Origin of the sequence: Nostoc sp. (genome assembly GCF_036916735.1) — a bacterium.
Lineage (GTDB): Bacteria > Cyanobacteriota > Cyanobacteriia > Cyanobacteriales > Nostocaceae > Nostoc.
The window spans coordinates 1-21360 of record NZ_JBALFV010000069.1 but is presented as its reverse complement, the minus strand read 5'-3'; the positions used below and the strand labels follow the sequence as shown (position 1 = coordinate 21360).

Annotated in this window: 18 protein-coding genes and 3 pseudogenes; 11 read left to right on the top strand and 10 right to left on the bottom strand. The window is 40.4% G+C overall.

Annotated features, from left to right (window positions below):
- Positions 1-5: 5 nt before the first annotated feature.
- A complete protein-coding gene (locus V7L20_RS16420; protein WP_334745103.1) occupies positions 6-707 on the bottom strand; it encodes a hypothetical protein in 702 nt (233 codons plus the stop codon).
- A 568-nt stretch (positions 708-1275) separates the two neighbouring features.
- Here V7L20_RS16420 and V7L20_RS16415 point away from each other — a divergent pair.
- From V7L20_RS16415 to V7L20_RS16405, 3 genes are all read left to right on the top strand, one after another.
- Positions 1276-1554, top strand: a complete 279-nt coding sequence (locus tag V7L20_RS16415; RefSeq protein WP_334745102.1) for a hypothetical protein — start codon at positions 1276-1278, stop codon at positions 1552-1554.
- A 129-nt stretch (positions 1555-1683) separates the two neighbouring features.
- Positions 1684-1887 (top strand): hypothetical protein, encoded by a 204-nt coding sequence (locus V7L20_RS16410; protein WP_334745101.1) that lies wholly within the window; start codon positions 1684-1686, stop codon positions 1885-1887.
- Between the two features lie 272 nt (positions 1888-2159).
- Positions 2160-3134 (top strand): tetratricopeptide repeat protein, encoded by a 975-nt coding sequence (locus V7L20_RS16405; protein ID WP_442943563.1) that lies wholly within the window; start codon positions 2160-2162, stop codon positions 3132-3134.
- A gap of 231 nt (positions 3135-3365) precedes the next feature.
- Here the strand turns inward: V7L20_RS16405 and V7L20_RS16400 are convergent, their stop codons facing one another.
- From V7L20_RS16400 to V7L20_RS16390, 3 genes are all read right to left on the bottom strand, one after another.
- Positions 3366-4349, bottom strand: a complete 984-nt coding sequence (locus V7L20_RS16400) for an RNA polymerase sigma factor, RpoD/SigA family (protein ID WP_334745100.1) — start codon at positions 4347-4349, stop codon at positions 3366-3368.
- A 645-nt stretch (positions 4350-4994) separates the two neighbouring features.
- Complete coding sequence (locus tag V7L20_RS16395) at positions 4995-6725, bottom strand: ATP-binding protein (RefSeq protein WP_334745193.1); 1731 nt, start codon at positions 6723-6725, stop codon at positions 4995-4997.
- A gap of 171 nt (positions 6726-6896) precedes the next feature.
- Positions 6897-7691 carry a glutathione S-transferase family protein gene (locus tag V7L20_RS16390; RefSeq protein ID WP_334745099.1) on the bottom strand — a complete coding sequence of 265 codons (795 nt, stop codon included), beginning with the start codon at positions 7689-7691 and terminating at the stop codon, positions 6897-6899.
- Between the two features lie 885 nt (positions 7692-8576).
- Here V7L20_RS16390 and V7L20_RS16385 point away from each other — a divergent pair.
- The gene (locus V7L20_RS16385; protein ID WP_334745098.1) at positions 8577-9434 is read left to right on the top strand and encodes a fasciclin domain-containing protein; all 858 of its coding nucleotides are present in this window, start codon (positions 8577-8579) and stop codon (positions 9432-9434) included.
- Between the two features lie 230 nt (positions 9435-9664).
- Here V7L20_RS16385 and V7L20_RS16380 read toward each other — a convergent pair whose 3' ends face one another.
- The 4 genes and pseudogenes from V7L20_RS16380 to hemL form a co-directional block, all read right to left on the bottom strand.
- Complete coding sequence (locus V7L20_RS16380) at positions 9665-9967, bottom strand: hypothetical protein (RefSeq protein WP_334745097.1); 303 nt, start codon at positions 9965-9967, stop codon at positions 9665-9667.
- Between the two features lie 112 nt (positions 9968-10079).
- Entirely contained in the window at positions 10080-10382 is a 303-nt protein-coding gene (locus V7L20_RS16375; protein WP_334745096.1) for a hypothetical protein, read from the bottom strand.
- Between the two features lie 80 nt (positions 10383-10462).
- Positions 10463-10797: pseudogene (locus tag V7L20_RS16370) on the bottom strand (polysaccharide deacetylase family protein); the annotation flags it as partial.
- Between the two features lie 324 nt (positions 10798-11121).
- Positions 11122-12420, bottom strand: coding sequence for a glutamate-1-semialdehyde 2,1-aminomutase (gene hemL, locus V7L20_RS16365; RefSeq protein ID WP_334745095.1), 1299 nt, complete (start codon positions 12418-12420; stop codon positions 11122-11124).
- A gap of 106 nt (positions 12421-12526) precedes the next feature.
- Here hemL and V7L20_RS16360 point away from each other — a divergent pair, with 106 nt between their 5' ends.
- Entirely contained in the window at positions 12527-12715 is a 189-nt protein-coding gene (locus V7L20_RS16360) for a ChaB family protein (RefSeq protein ID WP_334745094.1), read from the top strand.
- A gap of 101 nt (positions 12716-12816) precedes the next feature.
- Positions 12817-13467 carry a bifunctional phosphoribosyl-AMP cyclohydrolase/phosphoribosyl-ATP diphosphatase HisIE gene (gene hisIE / locus V7L20_RS16355; protein ID WP_334745093.1) on the top strand — a complete coding sequence of 217 codons (651 nt, stop codon included), beginning with the start codon at positions 12817-12819 and terminating at the stop codon, positions 13465-13467.
- A gap of 30 nt (positions 13468-13497) precedes the next feature.
- On the opposite strand, the gene V7L20_RS16350 is transcribed toward hisIE, so the two are convergent.
- A complete protein-coding gene (locus tag V7L20_RS16350; RefSeq protein ID WP_334745092.1) occupies positions 13498-14754 on the bottom strand; it encodes an MDR family MFS transporter in 1257 nt (418 codons plus the stop codon).
- Between the two features lie 488 nt (positions 14755-15242).
- Here V7L20_RS16350 and V7L20_RS16345 point away from each other — a divergent pair.
- Positions 15243-15434: pseudogene (locus tag V7L20_RS16345) on the top strand (DUF2811 domain-containing protein); the annotation flags it as partial.
- Between the two features lie 555 nt (positions 15435-15989).
- Positions 15990-16952 carry an aldo/keto reductase gene (locus V7L20_RS16340; protein WP_334745091.1) on the top strand — a complete coding sequence of 321 codons (963 nt, stop codon included), beginning with the start codon at positions 15990-15992 and terminating at the stop codon, positions 16950-16952.
- Between the two features lie 7 nt (positions 16953-16959).
- On the opposite strand, the gene V7L20_RS16335 is transcribed toward V7L20_RS16340, so the two are convergent.
- On the bottom strand, positions 16960-17130 hold the full coding sequence (locus V7L20_RS16335) for a hypothetical protein (protein WP_334745090.1): 171 nt from the start codon (positions 17128-17130) through the stop codon (positions 16960-16962).
- A 281-nt stretch (positions 17131-17411) separates the two neighbouring features.
- Here V7L20_RS16335 and V7L20_RS16330 point away from each other — a divergent pair, with 281 nt between their 5' ends.
- The 3 genes and pseudogenes from V7L20_RS16330 to V7L20_RS16320 form a co-directional block, all read left to right on the top strand.
- On the top strand, positions 17412-17858 hold the full coding sequence (locus V7L20_RS16330) for a hypothetical protein (RefSeq protein WP_334745089.1): 447 nt from the start codon (positions 17412-17414) through the stop codon (positions 17856-17858).
- Between the two features lie 910 nt (positions 17859-18768).
- Positions 18769-20676 carry a 1-deoxy-D-xylulose-5-phosphate synthase gene (gene dxs / locus V7L20_RS16325; protein ID WP_334745088.1) on the top strand — a complete coding sequence of 636 codons (1908 nt, stop codon included), beginning with the start codon at positions 18769-18771 and terminating at the stop codon, positions 20674-20676.
- A gap of 477 nt (positions 20677-21153) precedes the next feature.
- Positions 21154-21360 (top strand): annotated as a pseudogene (locus V7L20_RS16320) (calcium-binding protein); the annotation flags it as partial.

Here is a 21360-nt window from a genome sequence, read left to right as displayed (position 1 = left end):
GAAGATTACTTGCACATTTGCAACGTGCGGCGATCGCTAGCAGTGATGGAATTTAAATGATAAAAGTCTTGCAGAGCCACTGAGTAAGGATAACTACTTAACTCATCTTCACTGACTTGAGGTAGTCTATTGCTTGCAGCTACCTGATTCGACTGAGTAGAACTGGCTTCATTTGACGAACTATTAACCGTCATCGCCAACTCTCCTGATGGGTTGAGTGTACCCTGAAAACAATTAAACTCTGAGTGGGGCATAAATAATGCACCCGTTACCTTATCCTGCTGCTTTTGAAATATGATGTAACCTTGACCAAGTTGGTTTGATTTTGGGGATTGACCATAGAGGTAAATCCCATCTTTTACAGGAAAATCCGCTTTTGGTAAAACTCTAGCGTCTTTTGTCGCTCCCTGAGAATCTGGAACCAACGCTGTGGTTGTAGGTAATGTTTTTGGGCTCTTATGAGCAAAAAATCCTCTATCTCCAGAAGCCGCATTCAGTTGACTTCTCTGCTCTTGAAATCTTTTTAGCTGCGATAAAAGAGAGTTGTCGGTGGTTTTCTGAATTTGAGCCGATGATAATGAAGAATTTGTAACTGGTACTACTTGAGTCTGCTTGGCTATAAAGCCCAAACCGAGAAGTAAGCCTAAGCCTGCGAGAGAAATTCCCCATTGACGGGGAGATAAGAACTGATGAAAGTTGTTAAGCACCCTACTTCTCCTGTTAAAAAACGAACTAATTTCTTTATAACTTACTTAATTTATCACCAAGTCTTAATTGTTAAAGACTTTCTTCACAACTTATATTACTATTGTCCAAAAAATAAAACTGTCAAAAATTGAAATTTTTACTTAATTTAGCTCAACAACCTTAGATTAGCACCACTTAGAGTCTTTACTCTTCATTCAATAGATTCATGCCATTGGGTGAGGCCTTTTTATTTCTGGTCAATTTCTGCGTAGGCGTAGCCCGCCGTAGGCATCGCTCCCTTGTTGCTTTTATAGAAAAGCCCCTTAGCTGAGTACTGAGTCTTAATGATAACTTTTTTACTCTATTATGAGCAATAGTTCTACAGTCAAAGCAACTATGATACTTACGGCTAGCTCCGTACATCGAGGAAGACTGCGTTTAGACGTGAAAGTGCGTCAGATTGAAAAAGAGTTGAATGGTGTAAATATCGTGACCAAATTAAATCGCAATCTTGATAGTTTGTAGGAGTTTGGATAAAATTATGCCTCTGCCCAGTAACGATCAGTTTGGATTTCCATCTGTGGAGAAATGGGTGATAATTATAGGATTATTTATATTATCCCCATTGCGGCTTTGCGGGAAACAGCACTCAAACCAACTATTGAAAATGAAACTAATGACCAAGTTGTGGCAATGCCTGTTTTAAAGTTATTTAAAAAAGGAGAGAGTCATTTAGCAAATGCTACACAATTTACAAAAAATTTGAATATTCTTTGTGAAATATTGACTAAACGAATCTCAAATAATTTACTCGAATCATTAACAGCAGAAAAAATAGTTTTAAATAGTGGTGGTGTGTTGCGGTAATTAATTCGCGTTTCTAATGAATGTTGTCGGATTTGTCTGCGGCTAATTCGCCGGAAGCCAGAAGATAAAGTAATAATCAATGATGAAATTATAGACCAAGCAATTAATAATATTCGCAATGATTTTGCTTTGCCTTTAGGTAGTGTAGATTATCGAATATTGCAAACAACCTATCAAAATTTTAAACCAGAAGACCCAAAACAGCAAGAATTTATCGATTTCTTACATGGGCTTTATGTCCTTGAATATCGCAACCGTCAAAATTGGTATGATGTTCATCCTATTGTTGTCGAATTATTGCATGAGGAGGGGTTAATTGATAACAGCGAATAATCAGAATAAAAATATTAACCCCGATAAAAAAATCAAGATGCTTTTGATGATTTAATTGTCTCTATTGAAGCAGGAGAAGGTAAATTTAATTTACTTATTAGTGTTTGTGAGCATGCTGATTTTCGGAATCAAATAATTGACCGTTATGAAACAGAATTAAAACCTCGTTTTTGTATTTATACTGTTACATTAGACGAACAAAAACCTAATTTAAAAGCCGCTATTCAACACTCTTAGAAAAGGAAGAATGTCTACAACAGTATCAACCAGCAGTGATAACTGTCACGGGTGCAGAAAAGTTGCTTTTTCTCAGGGTGGGGGAAGAACAATCAGCACAAGAAAAGTTCTTTGGTTATTTGCAGTGGACAAGGGAAGGTTTGGGTAAATTTACCTTTGCGATTGTCCTATGGGTGACGCATCAATTGATGATTAATTTAATCAAAAAAGCGCCGGATTTTTGGAGTTGGCGTAATGGAGTATTTCGGTTTTTTTCCCATGCTAAAAATGTAATTTCTGCGAGAGAAGTTGAGGCGATACGTTTTGGGTTAATAAATACGGAGTTAGAAAACTTTAATAGTGATAATGACTATTTTTTACCCATTGAAGATTTACAAAGATTAATTCAGCAAATAGAACAGCAAAGCGAAATTAAAGACGCGAAATTAGCAAGTTTGTATACTACATTGGCAAATATTTACAAACAAAGATTAAATAGAGGTGAAGCCCAGGACTATCAACAAGAATTAGATTTAGCAATTAAGTATACTTATAAAGCGCTGGAATTGCAAAAAGAATTAAGGTTAGAGGAAAATATCGCCACTAGGCTCAACAACTTAGCTTATCTCTACGAATCCCAAGGCAGATACAGCGAAGCCGAACCCCTTTACATCCAAGCTTTGGCACTCTGGCGTCAACTGCTCGCAGATGAACATCTAGATGTCGCCACTTGCCTCAACAACCTAGCGGGACTCTACGAATCCCAAGGCAGATACGGCGAAGCCGAACCTCTTTACATCCAAGCTTTGGCACTCTGGCGTCAACTGCTCGGAAATGAACATCCATCTGTCGCCACTAGCCTTAACAACCTAGCGTTACTCTACTACTCCCAAGGCAGATACAGCGAAGCCGAACCCCTTTATATACAAGCTTTGGATATTTGTGAGCAACAGTTAGGGGTGAATCATCCTAATACTGTTACTGTTCGTGAAAATTTAGTAGATTTGCGCGATCGCCTCCCCCCAGCATAGTAAAATTTGACTTCTGAGTGCGTAGGCGTAGCTCGTCGAAAATCAGATAATCATCTACAGCAAAGCCACGTAACAAAGATAAAAGTTCATCACGTTTGCGTCCCAAATTGGGAAAATTTGTTAAATTACTGCACTTTTCATTAATTTTCTTAATCTAAAAAAATAGCCTCCTGAATTCAGGAGGCGCATCACCAAGGTGGTGGAAAGACGCGGCATTTCGCGTCTTTCATTTTAACTAGCAACGTATTCTTGGACATTGGCACGACGGCGACGCAGATGAGCCAAAGCTTGATGCTCTAGCTGGCGGACACGTTCCCGGCTGAGATTCAATCTCTCACCCACTTTCGCCAATGACATTTCATTACCATCTTCTAAACCAAAGCGCAGGGCTAAAACTTGTCGCTGTTGCGGAGTTAGTTCGGCTAACAGGTTGTTCAAGTCTTGGCGTAAGAATTCCTGGTTGGTGTAATACTCTGGTGATGGGCTATCATCTTCGAGCATTTCTTGCAACTCAGTATCCTGGTTATCGCCAACTTTAACATCCAAAGATACTGGCTGACGCGCCATGTTCAGGTACTCGCGGATCTGAGCAGGTTCTATTTCCAATTCTTTGGCAATTTCGGCTGGACTAGGCGATCGCCCCAAGGTTTGTGCCAATTCGCGCTGCACTTTTTTGATTTTATTCAGTTTTTCGGTAATATGGATCGGTAAGCGGATGGTGCGGCCTTGTTGAGCGATCGCACGAGTAATCGCTTGGCGAATCCACCAGTAAGCATAGGTTGAGAACTTATAACCCCTCATTGGGTCAAATTTCTCCACACCCCGCTCTAATCCCAGTGTTCCTTCCTGGATTAAATCCAGAAACTCCATATTCCGTTTTTGGTACTTTTTGGCAATTGCAACAACCAAGCGCAAATTCGCTTCGATCATTTTTTGCTTTGCCCGCTTTCCTTGTGCCACCGTTTGTTGAATCTCGGTTTCCGATTCTTTAACGTGGTCAGCCCACTCTGACATATTCGGTTCGCGGTGCAGTTTCTTTGCCAAATCTTCCTTGGCGTCGATGAACTTCATCATCTGTTGCACCTGCTTCCCATAGACAATCTCTTGTTCTCGGGTTAGCAGTGGTACACGACCAATTTCTCGCAGATAGGTTCGCACCATATCAGCCGTGAATTTAGTGTTGAGGTTTTCCGTTTGGGTGTTGACAGTAGGCATTGATGTGTTATCCTTTACTCCGTAAACACAATGTATTTTTTCTTACTATAATCACTGGAGAAAGGTAGTACATCTATCACGGAATATCGGGAGCTATCAAAAGTAATCAGTCAATTGATCTAGCCGTTGTTGAGACGTAAACTCCCAATGATAGGTTCCCCTACCTTCCCTAAATTTTCAATCTCTTAAATTTTCAATTTCTATATAAGCACACTGGTTGTTTTTGAGAATTCTTCTTTTAGGTAGTTACTGATCGCCAGGTAAATCCGAAGTCGGTATGAGTTCCATTTATCTTTATATTACGATAAATCAGGCAAATAGTAAAGTAATTTAAGATAAAACCTTTAATTATAATTCAAAATTGCCGATTCGCCAAAAAAATAAACTTCCTTGAAATTACTGACTATATCTATAGTGACGCTAAAAACCCCTCTTCTGTTGCCCAAAACTAGCCGGATAACCGAACTTAATTTGCGGTGAGAATGGAGGGATGTTACGAATTAGGCATGGGGCATTGGAAGACAATAACTTAAGATGACAAATAACTATCTAGTACAGGTCAGCGCAAAAATAAATCTACCATTTCATTACAGCCATAAAGCCTAAAATTAAAGCATTTTGACTTTTGACTTTTGCTTTGCGGTACTAGAATCCCAAGTCAGCTTTGGCTAGTTCAGCAGCAGCGAATACTTCTGCATCGGGTTTTTCTTCCCAGGCTGGTTCCCCAATTTCTTCGTAAAAAGTTGCGTCGTAAGGACGAGTACGTACTACTACTGGCATAGGAACAGCGTGACCCAAGATTAAAGCTTGTTGCTTAGAGTCTAACTTTGCCAATACCGATCGCAGTCCGCCACCACCAGATACACCCGTAAAAATCGCCTCAATGTCTTTTTCATCATTAAGCAAAGCGGTAATCCGAGTCCCAATCTGGGACATGACTTCATTATCAATACCCGATGGACGTTGATCAACTACCAAAAGTGTGACGAAATACTTTCGTAGTTCCCTGGCGATAGTCCCAAAGATAGTACTTTGTACTACTCCTGGATCAAGGAAACGGTGCGCCTCTTCAATGGTAATCATCAATGGCGTGGGGCGATCGTTCGGATTTTTGCTTTGCAGGAATTTATCTGCTTTCTTGACATAATGCTCGTGAATACGTCGGGTGATCATATTCGTCACCAACATATAAGAGAGCATATTAGACTGGGAACCAAATTCTATCACAACATTCTTCCCAGATTCCAGGCACTGGACAATTTTACTAATATAATTCTGAGGGCAAACCGCTCGCATATACTTCAAGCTATCCATCCGCAAGAGTTTGCGCTGCAATGCCATAATCGAGCCTTTGTGTCCACGCTTCTCCTCGCAGAACATCTCAATTTCTTCGTTAGTCATGTTCAGCAACTGAACAATCCAAGACTTCCCAAACTCGCTATACAGAATATTGGCGTTATCTAGGGCTGCGTCAGAGAGTCCTAAATCTCGGCTACATAACTTAATATCTTCAACTTCAATTTGCTCATAACTCAAATAGAGTTCTTGAGCATCACGCACACCCCGGCGCTTTGTCGATTCCGGGTCGAGGGTGTAAACTTCTACCTTGCTAGGGAAAAGTTGCTTTAAACCCTTAACTGTATTTACATTCTTCCCTTCTGCAACGGCTTCCCAGCCATACTCAGAGTGCATATCAAAAATCAAATTTACTGCCGCACTTTTACGGATAACACCAGCTAAAAGCAACCGTGTTAGAAAGGATTTACCAGTACCAGATTTACCAAAAACCCCGTTACTCCGTTCTACGAAGCGGTTTAAATCTATGCAAACGGGCACATCCATATCCAAAGGTTTGCCGATAGAAAAATTCCGCCTTTGGGGGTCATCTTCCCAACCAAATACCCGGCGAAAATCGTCAACACTTGCATCGTAAACTTGGCTAAAGTGGCTAGGAATAGTTTTAACAGGTAACAATTCCATTGTAGTACTGGTTTGTGGCACAAATGAAGCCAAACCTGTCACGGATGGGAGGAAGGGATTTGTCGATTTGCCATTTGTTGAAGAGAAAGATTCTTCAGGTTCGGGAGTGAACATCAACATCGGCGCGAGGTTAATAGTACCATAAGTACCACTTCCGGCTAAAACATCTCGTAAAAAGGTGTCTTCCCAACTAGGGGGATTTGCAATAATTCGGGCATTAGCAGCCCCCAATGCTACATCTGTCAGCATACAAAAAAAGCGCGATCGCATCCCTTGCACAACAAGAAACTTACCTACCCGCATATCTTCCACAGAAATGTCAGGATGCAATCGTACTTCTAAACCTTCAGTTAAAGAACCTTGAATGACCGAACCTAATGGCTGTGCCGAATTCATTTGATTAGTCATTTGTCATTAGTCATTAGTTATTTTCCACCATGCCCAATAATGCCCCACTACCTAGTACAGCTTGGCGTAAATCAAGCTACCATTTTAAAACTTACAAAAGCCTTGATATACAAAACTTTTGACTTTTGACTTTTGACTTTTGACTTTTGCCTTGCGGTACTAGTCAATCTGAATCGACGTTGGCGCACTTCCCGTTGGTGGAGTGGTACTGATTAATGGTTTGCGGAATTGGGCGTAAAGGCGATCGCGCCAGGTAAAGAATGGTTCATAATCTATATTTTCTGAAAAGATTGGTAATCCTTTACCTCTAATAGAAGCTGGTAAATCCAAATAGGGACCAGGAGGGAATTTCAACAATATCGATAACCCAGCTACTGCCAAGTCAGCTAAAGTCGGCTCATCTCCTGTTAAATAAGGACTATCTGCCAATAATAACGTTACCGCTTCCAAGTCTTGTTTTAAAGATGCGATCGCTGACTTTACTATATCTGGGCTGTAACCTACGCCAAAACCCAGCACTGACAGGAAATCACTAGGTACTCCTCCAACCAGACTTTTAAATATATCTGGTGTTGAAGTGGGTAATAAAGACTTGCGGAAATTTTGATCTTGACTTATAGCTGCAAATAGTGCTTTCCGACCTTTGATGCCTATAGACTCATCCGCCCATTCTTCTATTAATAAAGTTAAACCCCGTTTTTTGGGATCTTGTGGTATGATTGGGCGATCAGGATACTCTAAGTCTAAATACTTAGCTATTTCCGTAGAATCCGCAATATATCTATTACGATCCTTTAATACTGGCACTTGTTTCTGACCAGTCAGCCGGAATAGTTCTACCTGTCCAATCCCAGGCGTAACCTCTATTTTGCGGTAATCTAGTCCTTTAAAATCTAGAATTAGGCGCACTTTCTCTGAGTATTGAGATAGTTCCCATTGGTATAATTCCAGCATGTTGTATACCTTATAACTGGCCAACTTCTTAACTTTACAATTGTATCTTCAGTTAAAGTAATTTTTCTTTACATTAGTTGCTTTTTGTCTATCTAATTGAGATTGTGGTTGAACTTATGCCTGATTTTTAGTAAAATCATCGATTTAAAAAGTCTTATTTTTTAATTAAAATATTAAAATTAAAATAATTGAATTTGGCATACTTTGGCATACATAAATAACTTAACTGCTCAGTTGTAAGTCTTTAGCAGTAACTTTAATTTCTTCACTGTTTAGACTACGTTAGGGACATCCAAAAATTAAATTACTCAATTTCTGCATCTAAATACAAGTATTAGATTTCTTCTCCCTCTGCTCCCCTGACCTCCCCTGCCTCCCCTCCTCCCCTTGCTCTCCAAAACGATTGATTATTTTTTTATTTGAAATTCCTTAAGATATCTAAGTAATTAATTTCTGTGCTTTTGCTGAATAATTAATACTTAATTCAGAGACATTCCCTTATTCATTATGGGATTCAGCGCTTTTGAATCACTTATTTTTCAGTATAATATTGTATATAAATTTGCTTTTAAGTAAATAAAATATTTCTCACAGCTTATTATGACTCAAACCTTGTAGATGTAAGATTTTCACACTTTCTGAAAGTTGACGCTAGAGCAAGTGAAGCTTTTTAACTCTTTTTGGCCTCATAAAAATATACTCATTACATAAAATATGTGCTAAATATATTTCATAATTGTCAGCGTGAGCCGACGTTTGATATTTTACCTGACCAGCACAAACTGTTCTGGGAAAAACTTTACTTACCTGTTAAGTTAGATTTTGTGCATAGCAAAATGTTATAAATCTTTATGTAATGTGTGGACAAAAAGACAAACAAAATTTATGAAGACAAATTACAGCAAATTGCTGATCGCGTTGGCAGGCATGGCAGGATTTAGTAGTTTCAGCCTCGTTATTACTTTACCATCTGAAGCGAAAGAGGCACTAAATCCTAACCCCAGTATTTTCAACGAAGCCCCCTATAACAAGGGTCAACGTCTGCAAGTAAACGCTCAATACACACCTGTTGAAGCTGCTTCCGAAATAGAAAAGGGCAATACCAAACGCAAACAAGTAGCACAGACAGGTGGTGTAACAAATCCCAGACCAAGTATTTTCAATGAACCGCCATATAACCGTGGTGGTGGTAGTGTTACACCTAGTGAAGTTCCACGCCGCACCCCACGTCCTATCCCTCCTACCCCGGCGCAAACTCAACCCACTGAAATACCTACTACAACTCCACCTATAACTCCACCAGGGCCAGGGGCAAGCGACAATCAAGGTAAAAACTTGTTAGCGTTGGCAGAGTCAAACCCTTCCTTTACAACCTTAACCAAGGCTTTGAAAGCAGCAGGGTTGACCGGAGCTTTGCAAGGCACAGATAACTTAACCATTTTTGCACCTACTGATGCAGCTTTTGCTAAGTTGCCACAAGATGCTTTGCAAGAATTATTAAACCCAGCCAATAAAGAAGTATTGCTTAAGATTTTAAATTACCATGTAGTATCTGGTAAGATATTGTCCACTGATTTGAAATCTGGTGAAGTTAAAAGCCTTGAAGGTGGCACCATCAACGTTAAAGTTGATCCTGCAACTGGTGTAACTGTCAATGAAGCTAAAGTGACACAGGCAGATATCACAGCTACTAACGGTGTAATCCATGCAATTGATCAAGTTATTTTGCCTCCCGACTTGTAGTTTTTAGGTACAAGTACAATCTGTAACAGATTAGTAGTCTGTTAAGCTAGTTTTGAGGGTTTGTGGTAAGCACAAAGCGTGCTTATAAAACAAAGATTAAAGTCCTGACTAAAAACTTGTTTACCCTTCAATTCAAAGCTAACAGACCACTAGGTTGGCATTAAATATTAATAAGAAAATTCCGTTCAGATGTTAATTTTGGACGGTTTTTTTGTAACAATGGTGAAAAATCACTGAGGTATAGGTAGACTACCTTGTAGTATCATCTGACTTGCCTTAGCTTGACAGCTAGCGCAGGCACAGCCAAACATCTGCATGGCAAGCTGTTTAACTCTTTCATTAGCACGTATTGATGGGTATTGGTGATATTCTTGTGAAACGGGTGTAGCAACTGTCTGTGTGTCAGTGGGTGTTAAGGTAGGATTCGCTAAATCTTCGGGAGAAAGCTTTTTAGCAAAAGCTGGATTGACAGTTAGTAATGGTAAAGCCAAAAAGCTTGAGCCACAAAGCAAAGCCATGATAATTTTATTCATGATTTACACTAATAGTAGACTTGATCTTGAAGTTGAGCTTAGACGAAAAAACTATAAATTGCCATAAAAATTCTCAATATCATCTGTGGTAATGTCATTTCACACACCAGTTTTATTTAAGCTGGGGAAAACTACCTTGCAAGACCATCTGACTTACACGAGCTTGACAGGCAGGGCAGTCACAGCCAAACTGCTGTATAGCAAGCTCTTCCAGTGATTGAGTAGAGATGATTGATGAAAATTCGGGGGATTTTTTGGTTATAGATGTATTAACTGTCGGCGTCTTGTCTGAGTTCAGCTTGGGAGAGGTTAAATCCTGAAGAGAAAGCTCTTTGGCAAAAGCTGGATTCACAGTTAGGAACGTCAAGGCAAAAAAGGTAGAACAGCAAAGCAAAGCCATTACAATTTTATTCATGATTTCCCAAAGTGCTAAACCTTATAATTAGTTGAGTTTAAATAAATAAACTAAAAATCGCCAGAAAATTCAACTTATTTTTAGTTGCAAAATGGCGATTGATAGAGCTGCTGATTTCCATCGAAATAACAATTATTTTTTGCAATCAGCCTTTGCTCTTTATCTTGTATTTATAACAGTTCAGGGATAGTAACAAAGCTATAGCCCTGTTTCCGAAAGTTGGCAATAATTTCTGGTAAAGCTTACACAGTTTTAGAGCGATTTCCACCACCATCATGCATCAGCACAATCTCACTTGGTTTGGCTTTCCTGAACACATTATTAATTTTGGTACAGCAGGACCAGAATAGTCTACAAAGTCAAATAACCAGAGAATGATTGCATCTTTGCTATTTATAGCGCAAGCAGCCACCCCTTAATGTAGGTTAAATATTGCACATTCTCTTGACAAAGCTATTGCGAAATTATGACAGAGATGTGACCTTCCTTGAATGATGACGGCCCAGGGCAAACCTATTAAAAAATTTCTTTAATGCCGACCTCCCAAGATGAGTAGTTTTGCAAATAAATCATCCAGTGGGGCAGGCAAGATGCCCATCCCACAAGAGGTAATACCGTTTCACTTTAAAATTGATACAAATAGGCAGCAGGGGGAAAGAATTAGAGACTAATCATTTGTATCAGATATTTAATGAAATGGTATAACAGGATACTTTTTATTTATAAATCCCTTAACAGGTTATAGGCTAGACATTACATCCCGTGCAACTGCTAAAGTCTGCTCAATATCTTCTTCAGTATGAGCGAAAGACGTAAACCCAGCTTCAAATTGAGAGGGTGCTAAGTAAATACCACGCTCTAACATACCCCGATGGAAGCGTCCGAATTTGGCTGTATCAGACTTTTTGGCATCTTCGTAGTTATGAACTGGACCAGAGGTAAAGAATAAGCCAAACATGGCGCTGATTTGACCACCGCATACCTCATAACCAGTTTCTTTGGCAATTTGCACCAAACCATCTGCTAACTTTTTAGTAATCCGGTCGAGATACTCGTAGGTACCTGGCTTTTGCAGCAATTCTAAAGTCTTAATACCAGCAGTCATCGCCAAAGGATTACCAGAAAGAGTCCCAGCTTGATATACGGGGCCGGCGGGGGCAACCATTGACATAATATCTCGGCGACCGCCATAAGCTCCTACTGGCAACCCACCACCAATCACCTTACCCAAGGTTGTTAAGTCGGGAGTCACACCAAATTTTTCCTGAGCGCCACCGTAAGCAATACGGAAGCCTGTCATTACTTCGTCAAATACCAATAACGCTCCATGCTCGTGAGTAAGTTCTCGTAATCCTTCTAAAAAGCCAGTGTCAGGTGCAATAAATCCAGCATTGCCGACAACTGGCTCAAGAATTACACCAGCAATCTCGTCGCGGTTTTCTTCAAACAAGGCTTTGACGGATTCTAAGTCGTTAAAAGGCGCGGTTAAAGTGGTGCTAGTTGCCGATTTTGGAACTCCTGGTGAGTCTGGCAAGCCAAGTGTAGCAACTCCAGAACCTGCCTTCACTAGAAAGGTATCGGCGTGTCCGTGATAGCAGCCTTCAAACTTGATAATTTTATCTCGTTTTGTGAAAGCCCGCATCAGCCGCAAAACTCCCATACAGGCTTCAGTTCCCGAGTTGACAAATCTAACCATTTCGATGCTAGGAACGGCATCGATGACCATTTCTGCCAAAACATTTTCTAAGACTGAAGGAGCGCCGAAACTCGTGCCTTTTTCTAAAGCTTCATGCAAGGCTGCAATTACTTCTGGATGAGCATGACCGCAAATAGCTGGGCCCCAAGTGCCTACATAGTCTATGTATTGGTTGCCATCTACATCCCAAATATATGCGCCTTTAACACGGTCAAAAACGATGGGTTGTCCGCCCACAGATTTAAAGGCACGAACTGGAGAACTTACTCCTCCGGGCATGAGGTTTTGAGCAGCCGCAAAGACTTCTTGTGATTTTGTTGTTTTAATTGTGCTATTTACCAAGGTTCTCTCCTAAATAGTGGGTAATAAAAAGCTCTATCTTAGGATAGGGTCAAAAAGTGCTTAGAATTTCTATCCTATAAAAATAGCTAAACCAAAAAATAACAATATGTTATACAAGTCAAATAAAGACTTGCCTCTAGATATTCAAACTCGATTATCTGAAACATACCAGGATCTTTACCGAGCAGCTTTTAACTCGGCCATCCATTGGTATGGTGAGGCATCAAAAGCTCACAAAGTCGCGTTGAGTGCTGTAAAGATGCAGTCTGCTATGGAACGGAATGTTCTTGTTTAGAGCTAGATAAGATAATTGAATTCAAAAAAACATGCCAGTTGCCCTATTGAGAATGATATCGTGAATCCATGATTTATTCTCATTAGAGCAAACTAGCTGGTATGTCTTCTAACGATTCGCACTCACTGCATAACGCTATCCCTGTTGAACAAATTCGCTACGATGAACAAGGTCTAGTCCCTGCAATTATCCAAGATTATTTGGATGGTACTGTCCTAATGATGGCGTGGATGAATCAAGAGTCGTTACAAAAGACTTTAGAAACTGAAGAAACTTGGTTTTGGAGCCGTTCCCGGCAAGAGTTTTGGCATAAGGGGGCGACTTCTGGACATATTCAAAAAGTGCAGAGTATCCGTTATGACTGTGATAGTGATGCCCTACTCATCGGGGTAGAGCAATTAGGAGATGTTGCCTGTCATACTGGAGAACGTAGTTGCTTTCACCAAATAGAAGGAAAAATTGTCCCGCCACCAGGGGATACATTGTCGCAATTGTTTCAAATAATATGCGATCGCCGTGATCATCCAACTGAAAATTCTTATACCTGCAAACTATTTGCAGGTGGCGATAACAAAATTTTGAAAAAGATTGGTGAAGAAACTGCTGAGGTGGTAATGGCTTTTAAGGATGATGAAGCAGATGCGATCGCAGGTGAAGTGGCTGATTTGTTATATCATACTTTGGTCGCCTTAGCTCACCATCAAGTTGATTTAAAATCTGTATATCGTAAGTTGCAAGAACGTCGGCAATAGAGGGAAGAATAAGCGCACAGATGTGCGCCCCTACTCAGCTAAAATTCGACTCAGGTATTGTAAAATTGCTACAGCGATCGCTACACTCAAGATAAAGCATAGCCAGTAACTACTGGTAATAATTTGTGGTTGATCTAATGCCCATCCACCCAAGGGATGACCAATAAAAGAGCCAACAGCCCAGCACAAAGCGTTGATGGAAAAATAAACGCCGCGTTGATTTTCTGGGGCTAACTTAGTGACTAAAGAAGCAGCAGATGGGGTATAGGAGACAATCGCCACAGCAAATACTGCCAATGCCAATATTACCCAAACCAGATGATGAGATGGGGCATTGCCGCTTATCCAAATTAAGCCAAAACCAATTGCCCAGAAAATAGCGGAAACTGTAAGCGCAAGTGTGTGTGAGCAGCTTTTTAAAATGCTAGTAACAGGCAACTGGCAGATGATGGCGAACACCAGATGCCAAGCAAATAGAACGCTAATCGTAGTTTGAGCAAATCCTTCGGTAGTACTTTTTATAACAAAGTTTTTGAAGTAAAGTGGCAAGGTACTATGGATTTGAGAAATATAGATTGTGAAGAATATATTAACTGCTATGTAGACTAGGAAACGCCCATCTCTTAATACTGCCATCCAAGAAGCAAAAAGTTCTGTCTTTTCAGATTCCTTTATTTGCTGCTGTTCAGTTTCACTAATTCCCACATAGATAACCCCAAAAAACATCAAAAAAGAGATGGCATCAATGACAAATAGCCATCGATAACTCCCAATTATCGCGATCAAAAACCCAGCCAGCATAATTCCGATCGCTAAACCAAGATTATCAGCTAGTCGAGCGATCGCAAAAGTTTCCCGGCGATTCTCAATCTGGCTGGCGTCAGCAACAACAGCTTCAGCAGGCGGCCAATAAAAACCTATCCCTAAACCGTTAATCAAGCTCCCAATTACCAAAATAGTAAAATTACTGGTTGCAGCTAAAACAAGAGAACCAATGGCTAAAATCGCCGTGGCTAGCAACAAAGTGCGGCGGCGTCCCCAGTGTTCAGAATCAGCCAAAGAACCACCTACAATCCGCCCTACAACGCCGGAAATCGAAGCGCTACCCAAGGCCACCCCAACACTGATTGCAGATAAACCAACTTGATTTACAAAAAAGATCGGGGCGTAAAACAGGGTGCAGCCAGTACCAACTTCCGATAGAAATCTACCAATTGCAAAAATCCATATCTGGGGATGTATCGAAGGCAACCACGATGATAACTGCGATTGAGAAGCTAATTTCATAAGTTTAAATGTCATGATTTGATGACATTTTTGTAATTCTTATCATTGGCTGCTATTTTCCTCACTCATTCCACAAGGTTTCCACAGGGATTTTAACAGTTTTCCACAGGCGCTCTACGAACTAATGGGCTTCTTACTCTCTTATTGGGGATTGTTGATTAACAGTGGCAAGGAACTTAAAGGACTGAGTTATTATAAAGTTAGGTAACGAAAAATGGCTTCAAATACCTATTTTACCGTTTTGGTTTATTTTTTATACACTCTTTTTTAACATTTCGCAGCATTGACAAACCCACCCCCTCTTGGCGCACAATGATGCGGCTTGCTTTTGTAATCCGTTCAACCGTTAGCATCCAATGTGTAAAATATATTACCACCAGATGTAAGCGGAGATTGGCGGGCTGGCGAAAGAGCGTGTGAAGTAGCCCTAAGCCGCTTCAGCGCAAGCAACTTGTCCCTCTTGATTATCCTCATAGGAGGAAAATCTCATGAAAGCAACGGTTAGCATATTTACAGAAATTCCCGAAACACTCCACGAATCCTTAAAAAACTACTTAGAAACCCATCCTGATTGGGATGAAAACAGAGTATTGACGGCAGCGCTATCATTGTTTTTACTCCAAAATGGAGATAGCGATCGCCGTGCTGCTCGAGTCTATCTGGAAACTTTGTTCCACCACTCTACAGTAGAAACGCCCTGTACCGACTCACCAGCAACAGCTAATTTACTAGACACCCCATAGCTACTGGTATGAAGCCCTAATACGGGCACGGCAAACCGTGCCCCATTAATGGGATTTTGATCCAAAGCGATCGCTCATATCGGGGTAATATTACAACAAAAAAGATCAGTAGATTCTGATCCTAAAACAGGTTCCAATAGTTTCTCTTGTTGCCAAAACTAGTTGGTAATAGTGCAAAATTTAGAATTGAGACAAGACTTGAATATGTTATAACCGTTAGTACTTGTTATGTAACGGTTTTATTTTGAATACAAACAGGTTCTTAGGGATACATAGCTATTATTGGTGTGAAGTCGCTTCTCAAACGAAATTCACCCATTCAATTTTTTATCTCACACATCCCAAATTGCCATCGGTATTTTGGCTTCTTCGATAATTTCCCGATCAGGTTGAAAAGTGTATCTTCAGCAAGATATTGTCAACTTGCCGTTGTGTTTGAATTGGCACATAGCTGTATGTAAATAAGTAATAGTTGAAAGATTTGGAGAATAGATGGCAGGAACTACGTCAAATTCAGAAATGCTATATCGAGTTCTCGGCAATACAGAAGAGAAAGTTTCCGCCATCGGATTGGGTGGTTGGCATATCGCCTTGAAGCATGTTGATGAGCAATTGGCGATCCGAATTGTTAGAACAGCCATTGATCGTGGCATCACTTTTATGGATAACAGTTGGGATTACAACGGTGGAGCCAGCGAGATTCGCATGGGAAAAGCGCTGCGCGATGGTTATCGAGACAAAGTGTTATTGATGACAAAAATCGATGGTCGCTCTAAAAAAGCAGCAGCAAAACAGCTAGACGAATCACTCCAACGCCTGCAAGTTGATTGCATCGATCTCGTTCAGCACCACGAAATCCTTCGGCACGAAGACCCACATCGAGTTTTCGACGAAGAAGGGGCGAATGCTGCCTTGATTGAAGCACGGGAAGCTGGCAAACTTCGATATATTGGCTTCACTGGACATAAAGACCCCTATGTTCATCTGCACATGCTCGAAGTTGCAGCCACTAACGGGTTTAAATTTAATACAGCGCAAATGCCGCTCAATGTAATGGATGCTCACTATCGAAGCTTTGAAAAACTGGTTGTGCCAGAACTGGTTAAACAAAATATCGGTGTTCTAGGTATGAAAAGCTTGGCAAACGGTATTCTTTTACGGTCAAATACTGTAACGCCAATCGAATGTTTACACTATGCTTTGAATCTGCCTACATCGGTTGTGATTACCGGAATTGACAGCATGGAGATTCTAGAACAAGCCTTTGAAGCAGTGCGAACGTTCCAGCCAATGAATGACCAGCAGGTGCGATCGCTTTTAGCAAAAACGGCAGAAGCGGCATCACGCGGTCAGTTTGAGCCTTTCAAAACCTCATCAATTTTCGATAGCACTGCCCAAAATCCAGATTGGCTGGGAGAGGAACCACAGCGCCTCCAGCAATTAATGTCAGCTTAATGGTTTTTTAGTGTTGTGTGTGCAGGAAGTTTACAGAATAATACAATACTAATTGCATCGTCACATTATCTAATGTAATCTCTTGCAATAGCATTGTTTTGGCTGACAATGCCATTGTTGCAGGTGACAATGCCATTGTTTTGACTAACAATGCGATTGTTGTGGCTGACAGTGCCATTGCATCAACCTGCAATTAACTCACGGACAATATCGGTCAGATAGCGATCTAGCTCAAGCAGTTAGACTTAAGAAAAATCAAAACGCAAGCGTCCCAACTTGTAAATTGTTTAATTCGCTTCTTAATTATCAGCAAAAAAAATCTTTACTCAAAATTCAATCTATCAAAATAGTGAATTCATTTCATTACTAATGACGCAAGAAATTATATCTAGGGAACGATATGGCAAATAAGCTAAATGAAGTAAAAAGAGTATACTAAGTCACATGAGATTGTATTGTATGAAATTGAATTATGTTACAAAACAGCTTTCTACCGTAAAACGCTGGATGGCTACAACACTGTTTTGTATGTTAGCGATCGCTTTCGTTTGGCAAGGGGCATTTTTATCGAACACTTCAGCAATGGCTGCTCCTACTGCAACCTTGATCGCATCAGCAGACGCAGGCGATAAAGTTCAAGAAAAAACCAGTAAAGATGCTGGACGAGCCAAAAATTTCATCGATGATACGGCAGATAAAGTTAAGGAAGCTGCAAAGAGCAATGCCAGTAAAGTTGATCAAGCAACAGACAATGGTAGTTTTGTAGAGCGCAAAGCCAAGAAAGATGCAGCTACAATTCAGAGAAGAGCAGACGAAGATTCCGCTCGGACTAAAGAAGCAGTAGATAACACAAAGAATGTTGTTGAACGTACTGTTGATACTATCAAAGATGCTTTTGGTAAATAGAGTATAGATCAATACGCTTAGGTTAAGAAAAAGTGTAGGTTGGGTTAAGCAAAGCCCTGGAAATATTGGGTTACCCTGCAAAATCTTGCTACGTTCCTCAAACGCGACTTGCTACCCTACGGGAACGCTAAGAGCGAACAAGTTGGGAAACCGCAAGGGTGCAGTGGCTCCCCAACCTACACAGTTTAAGGTTTTTAGCGTAAACTGAACTGTATTGTAGTATAGATATATAACAATCCTATTGGATTTGTAAAAATCCAAAGGCTTAGATTACCGACTTCTCTAAGAAGTCGGTAATCTTGTTGTTAAAGATTATCAAAATAGAATTTAGGAACTGAGCATTTCCGGCTTTGCTCCTGTTAGCGGTAGCGGGGCGTTTAGCCCATTCTGACTTCTGAATTCTTCTTCAATTTATTAAATAAATACTGAATTTCCTTAATAAATAAAGTAGCATTAAGTACATATTTATAATGCTACATAAAATAGCGATCGCTGAGGAAATTAGCTGCTGTTACTTAATAAAATAAGAAATAATTGCTAAATATTTGCCCGAAATCATACTGAACATATAATAAGATATTTAACTTTATTTTCTACTAGCTTGAAATGGCAAAAGCGAGCGATTTAGTTAAGGAATTTCCGCAACCTTTTCTGAAAACTTATTTTTTATACGATCCGTACATTTATTTAAGTAGCATCACTTATTGACAAATAGGCTATATTTTAACTCATTGCAATCTCATTTGCACGAATTGTTAACGGTTAACAAATTTTTTACCATTATCAATTACGAAGTTATACTTTCCGATACAACTTAGTAACAATGTAAGAGTCTGAATTATGTGAACAACCCGACCGTGGGAAAATCAAAATACCGAAAACCTGAAGTTAGAGAGGAAAACCCTATAATATGCATCTGAGCGAAATCACCCATCCTAATCAGTTGCACGGTTTATCTGTTCGCCAACTACAACAGATTGCCCGTCAGATTCGAGATAAGCATCTCCAAACCGTAGCAGTTAATGGTGGACACTTGGGACCAGGGTTGGGTGTTGTAGAATTAACACTAGGACTTTACCAGACACTAGATTTAGATCGGGATAAAGTGATTTGGGATGTAGGACACCAGGCTTATCCCCACAAACTGCTTACAGGACGCTACGATCGCTTCCACACCCTCAGACAAAAAGACGGAGTTGCAGGTTATCTCAAACTCTGTGAAAACAAGTTTGATCACTTTGGGGCGGGACATGCTTCTACAAGTATTTCAGCAGCATTGGGCATGGCCGTAGCGCGAGACTTGAAAGGGGAAAAATTTAAAGCCGTTGCTGTGATTGGGGATGGGGCGCTGACTGGGGGTATGGCTTTAGAAGCCATCAACCATGCTGGACACCTGCCAAAAACTAACCTGTTGGTTGTTCTCAACGACAACGACATGTCTATATCTCGCAACGTCGGCGCGATTCCTCGCTATCTGAACAAAATGCGCCTCAGCCAGCCGGTGCAATTTATTAAAGATAATCTTGAGGAACAATTAAAACAAATTCCCTTCGTGGGTGAATCCCTGTCTCCCGAACTCGGACGAATCAAAGAAGGTATGAAACGCTTGGCTGTTCCCAAGGTAGGTGCAGTTTTTGAAGAACTCGGCTTTACCTACATTGGGCCAGTCGATGGGCATAATCTCGAAGAATTGATTGCCACCTTTCAACAAGCACATCAAATACCAGGCCCAGTTTTGGTACATGTAGCAACAGTCAAAGGCAAAGGTTATGAAATTGCCGAACTAGATCAAGTTGGCTACCACGCCCAAAGCCCCTTCAACGTAGCAACTGGCAAAGCCATTCCTTCCAGCAAACCTAAACCCCCAGCTTATGCCAAAGTCTTTTCTCACACTCTGGTGAAACTTGCCGAACAAAACCCCAAAATCATTGGGATTACTGCAGCGATGGCAACGGGGACAGGCTTAGATAAACTTCAAGCCAAACTGCCCAATCAATATATTGATGTCGGCATTGCTGAACAACACGCAATTACCCTAGCAGCAGGACTTGCAACTCAAGGAATGCGCCCCGTAGCCGCCATTTATTCTACCTTCTTGCAACGCGCTTATGACCAGATAATTCACGATGTCTGCATCCAAAACTTGCCAGTATTCTTCTGTTTGGATAGGGCAGGAATTGTCGGATCTGATGGCCCCACCCACCAAGGTATGTATGACATTGCTTATCTGCGTTGCATTCCCAATATGGTAATAATGGCACCCAAAGACGAAGCAGAATTGCAACGTATGGTATTAACTGGCGTTAACCATACCAGTGGCCCGATCGCTATGCGTTATCCTCGTGGCAATGGCTATGGTGTCCCCTTGATGGAAGAAGGTTGGGAACCTTTGGAAATCGGCAAAGGAGAAATTCTGCGTACAGGCGATGACGTGTTAATCGTTGGCTATGGCACAATGGTTTATCCAGGAATGCAAGCTGCGGAAATTCTCAGTGAACACGGCATTGAAGCAACTGTAATTAATGCGCGTTTTGTTAAACCTTTGGATACCGAGTTGATTTTACCTTTAGCTAAGAAAATCGGCCGCGTTGTCACCTTAGAAGAAGGCTGTGTCATGGGTGGCTTTGGTTCTGCGATCGCTGAAGCTTTACTAGATGCAGATATTTTCGTTCCTGTCAAGCGGTTCGGTGTTCCAGATGTGTTGGTAGATCATGCTGAACCCAATGAATCTAAAACAGAACTAGGTTTAACTAGCCATCAAATAGCAGATAGAGTGTTGCAAGCTTTTTTTAAGCAGCAAGTATCTGCTGTTGTTTAGTTAATTCTTTGTAGTAACGAATCGCCCACACTTGTTATTCAGGTGTGGGCGATTTGCTTATGAAAACGGCAAGTTTAATATTAGTAATATCATGTTCGGTTAAATTTTAGTCAAATACCGAAAATGATCAAGTATTAAATAAATACTGAAATTTATTTTTATTTTTCCATTATCTGTATACTTAACCTAGTTAATTAATAGGCTCATTATACCATCAATTAAATAGCAGGATCAATTAAATATCAGGATCAATTCAGTAGCAAGCAATCGCTTTATAGTTTTCATGGGTTAAACGAGTAAAGTTTAACCCTGCATTTTGTCGTACTTTTTTCAAATAGATTGATTGAGAGTGAAGAACAATATCATAATTAATATTAAATATTAATTATTGAATCCACAAAAATCATGTAATAGATATTGCATGATATGTCAAATTTTGTCTGCACCTTTTAAACCTAAAAAAAGCACAGTAAAACTATGGCTATTCAAGGAACAAACAAGAACGATAATTTAGTTGGCACTTCTGGAAATGATACTATTGAAGGCTCAGGCGGTGATGATACCCTTTCTGGGCTAGGTGGAAACGATCAATTATCAGGTGGTACTGGAAGTGATACCTTGTACGGTGGTGCGGGTAAAGATCAATTTGTCTTAGAGTACTTTGATAATTCTATTGGGACTCAA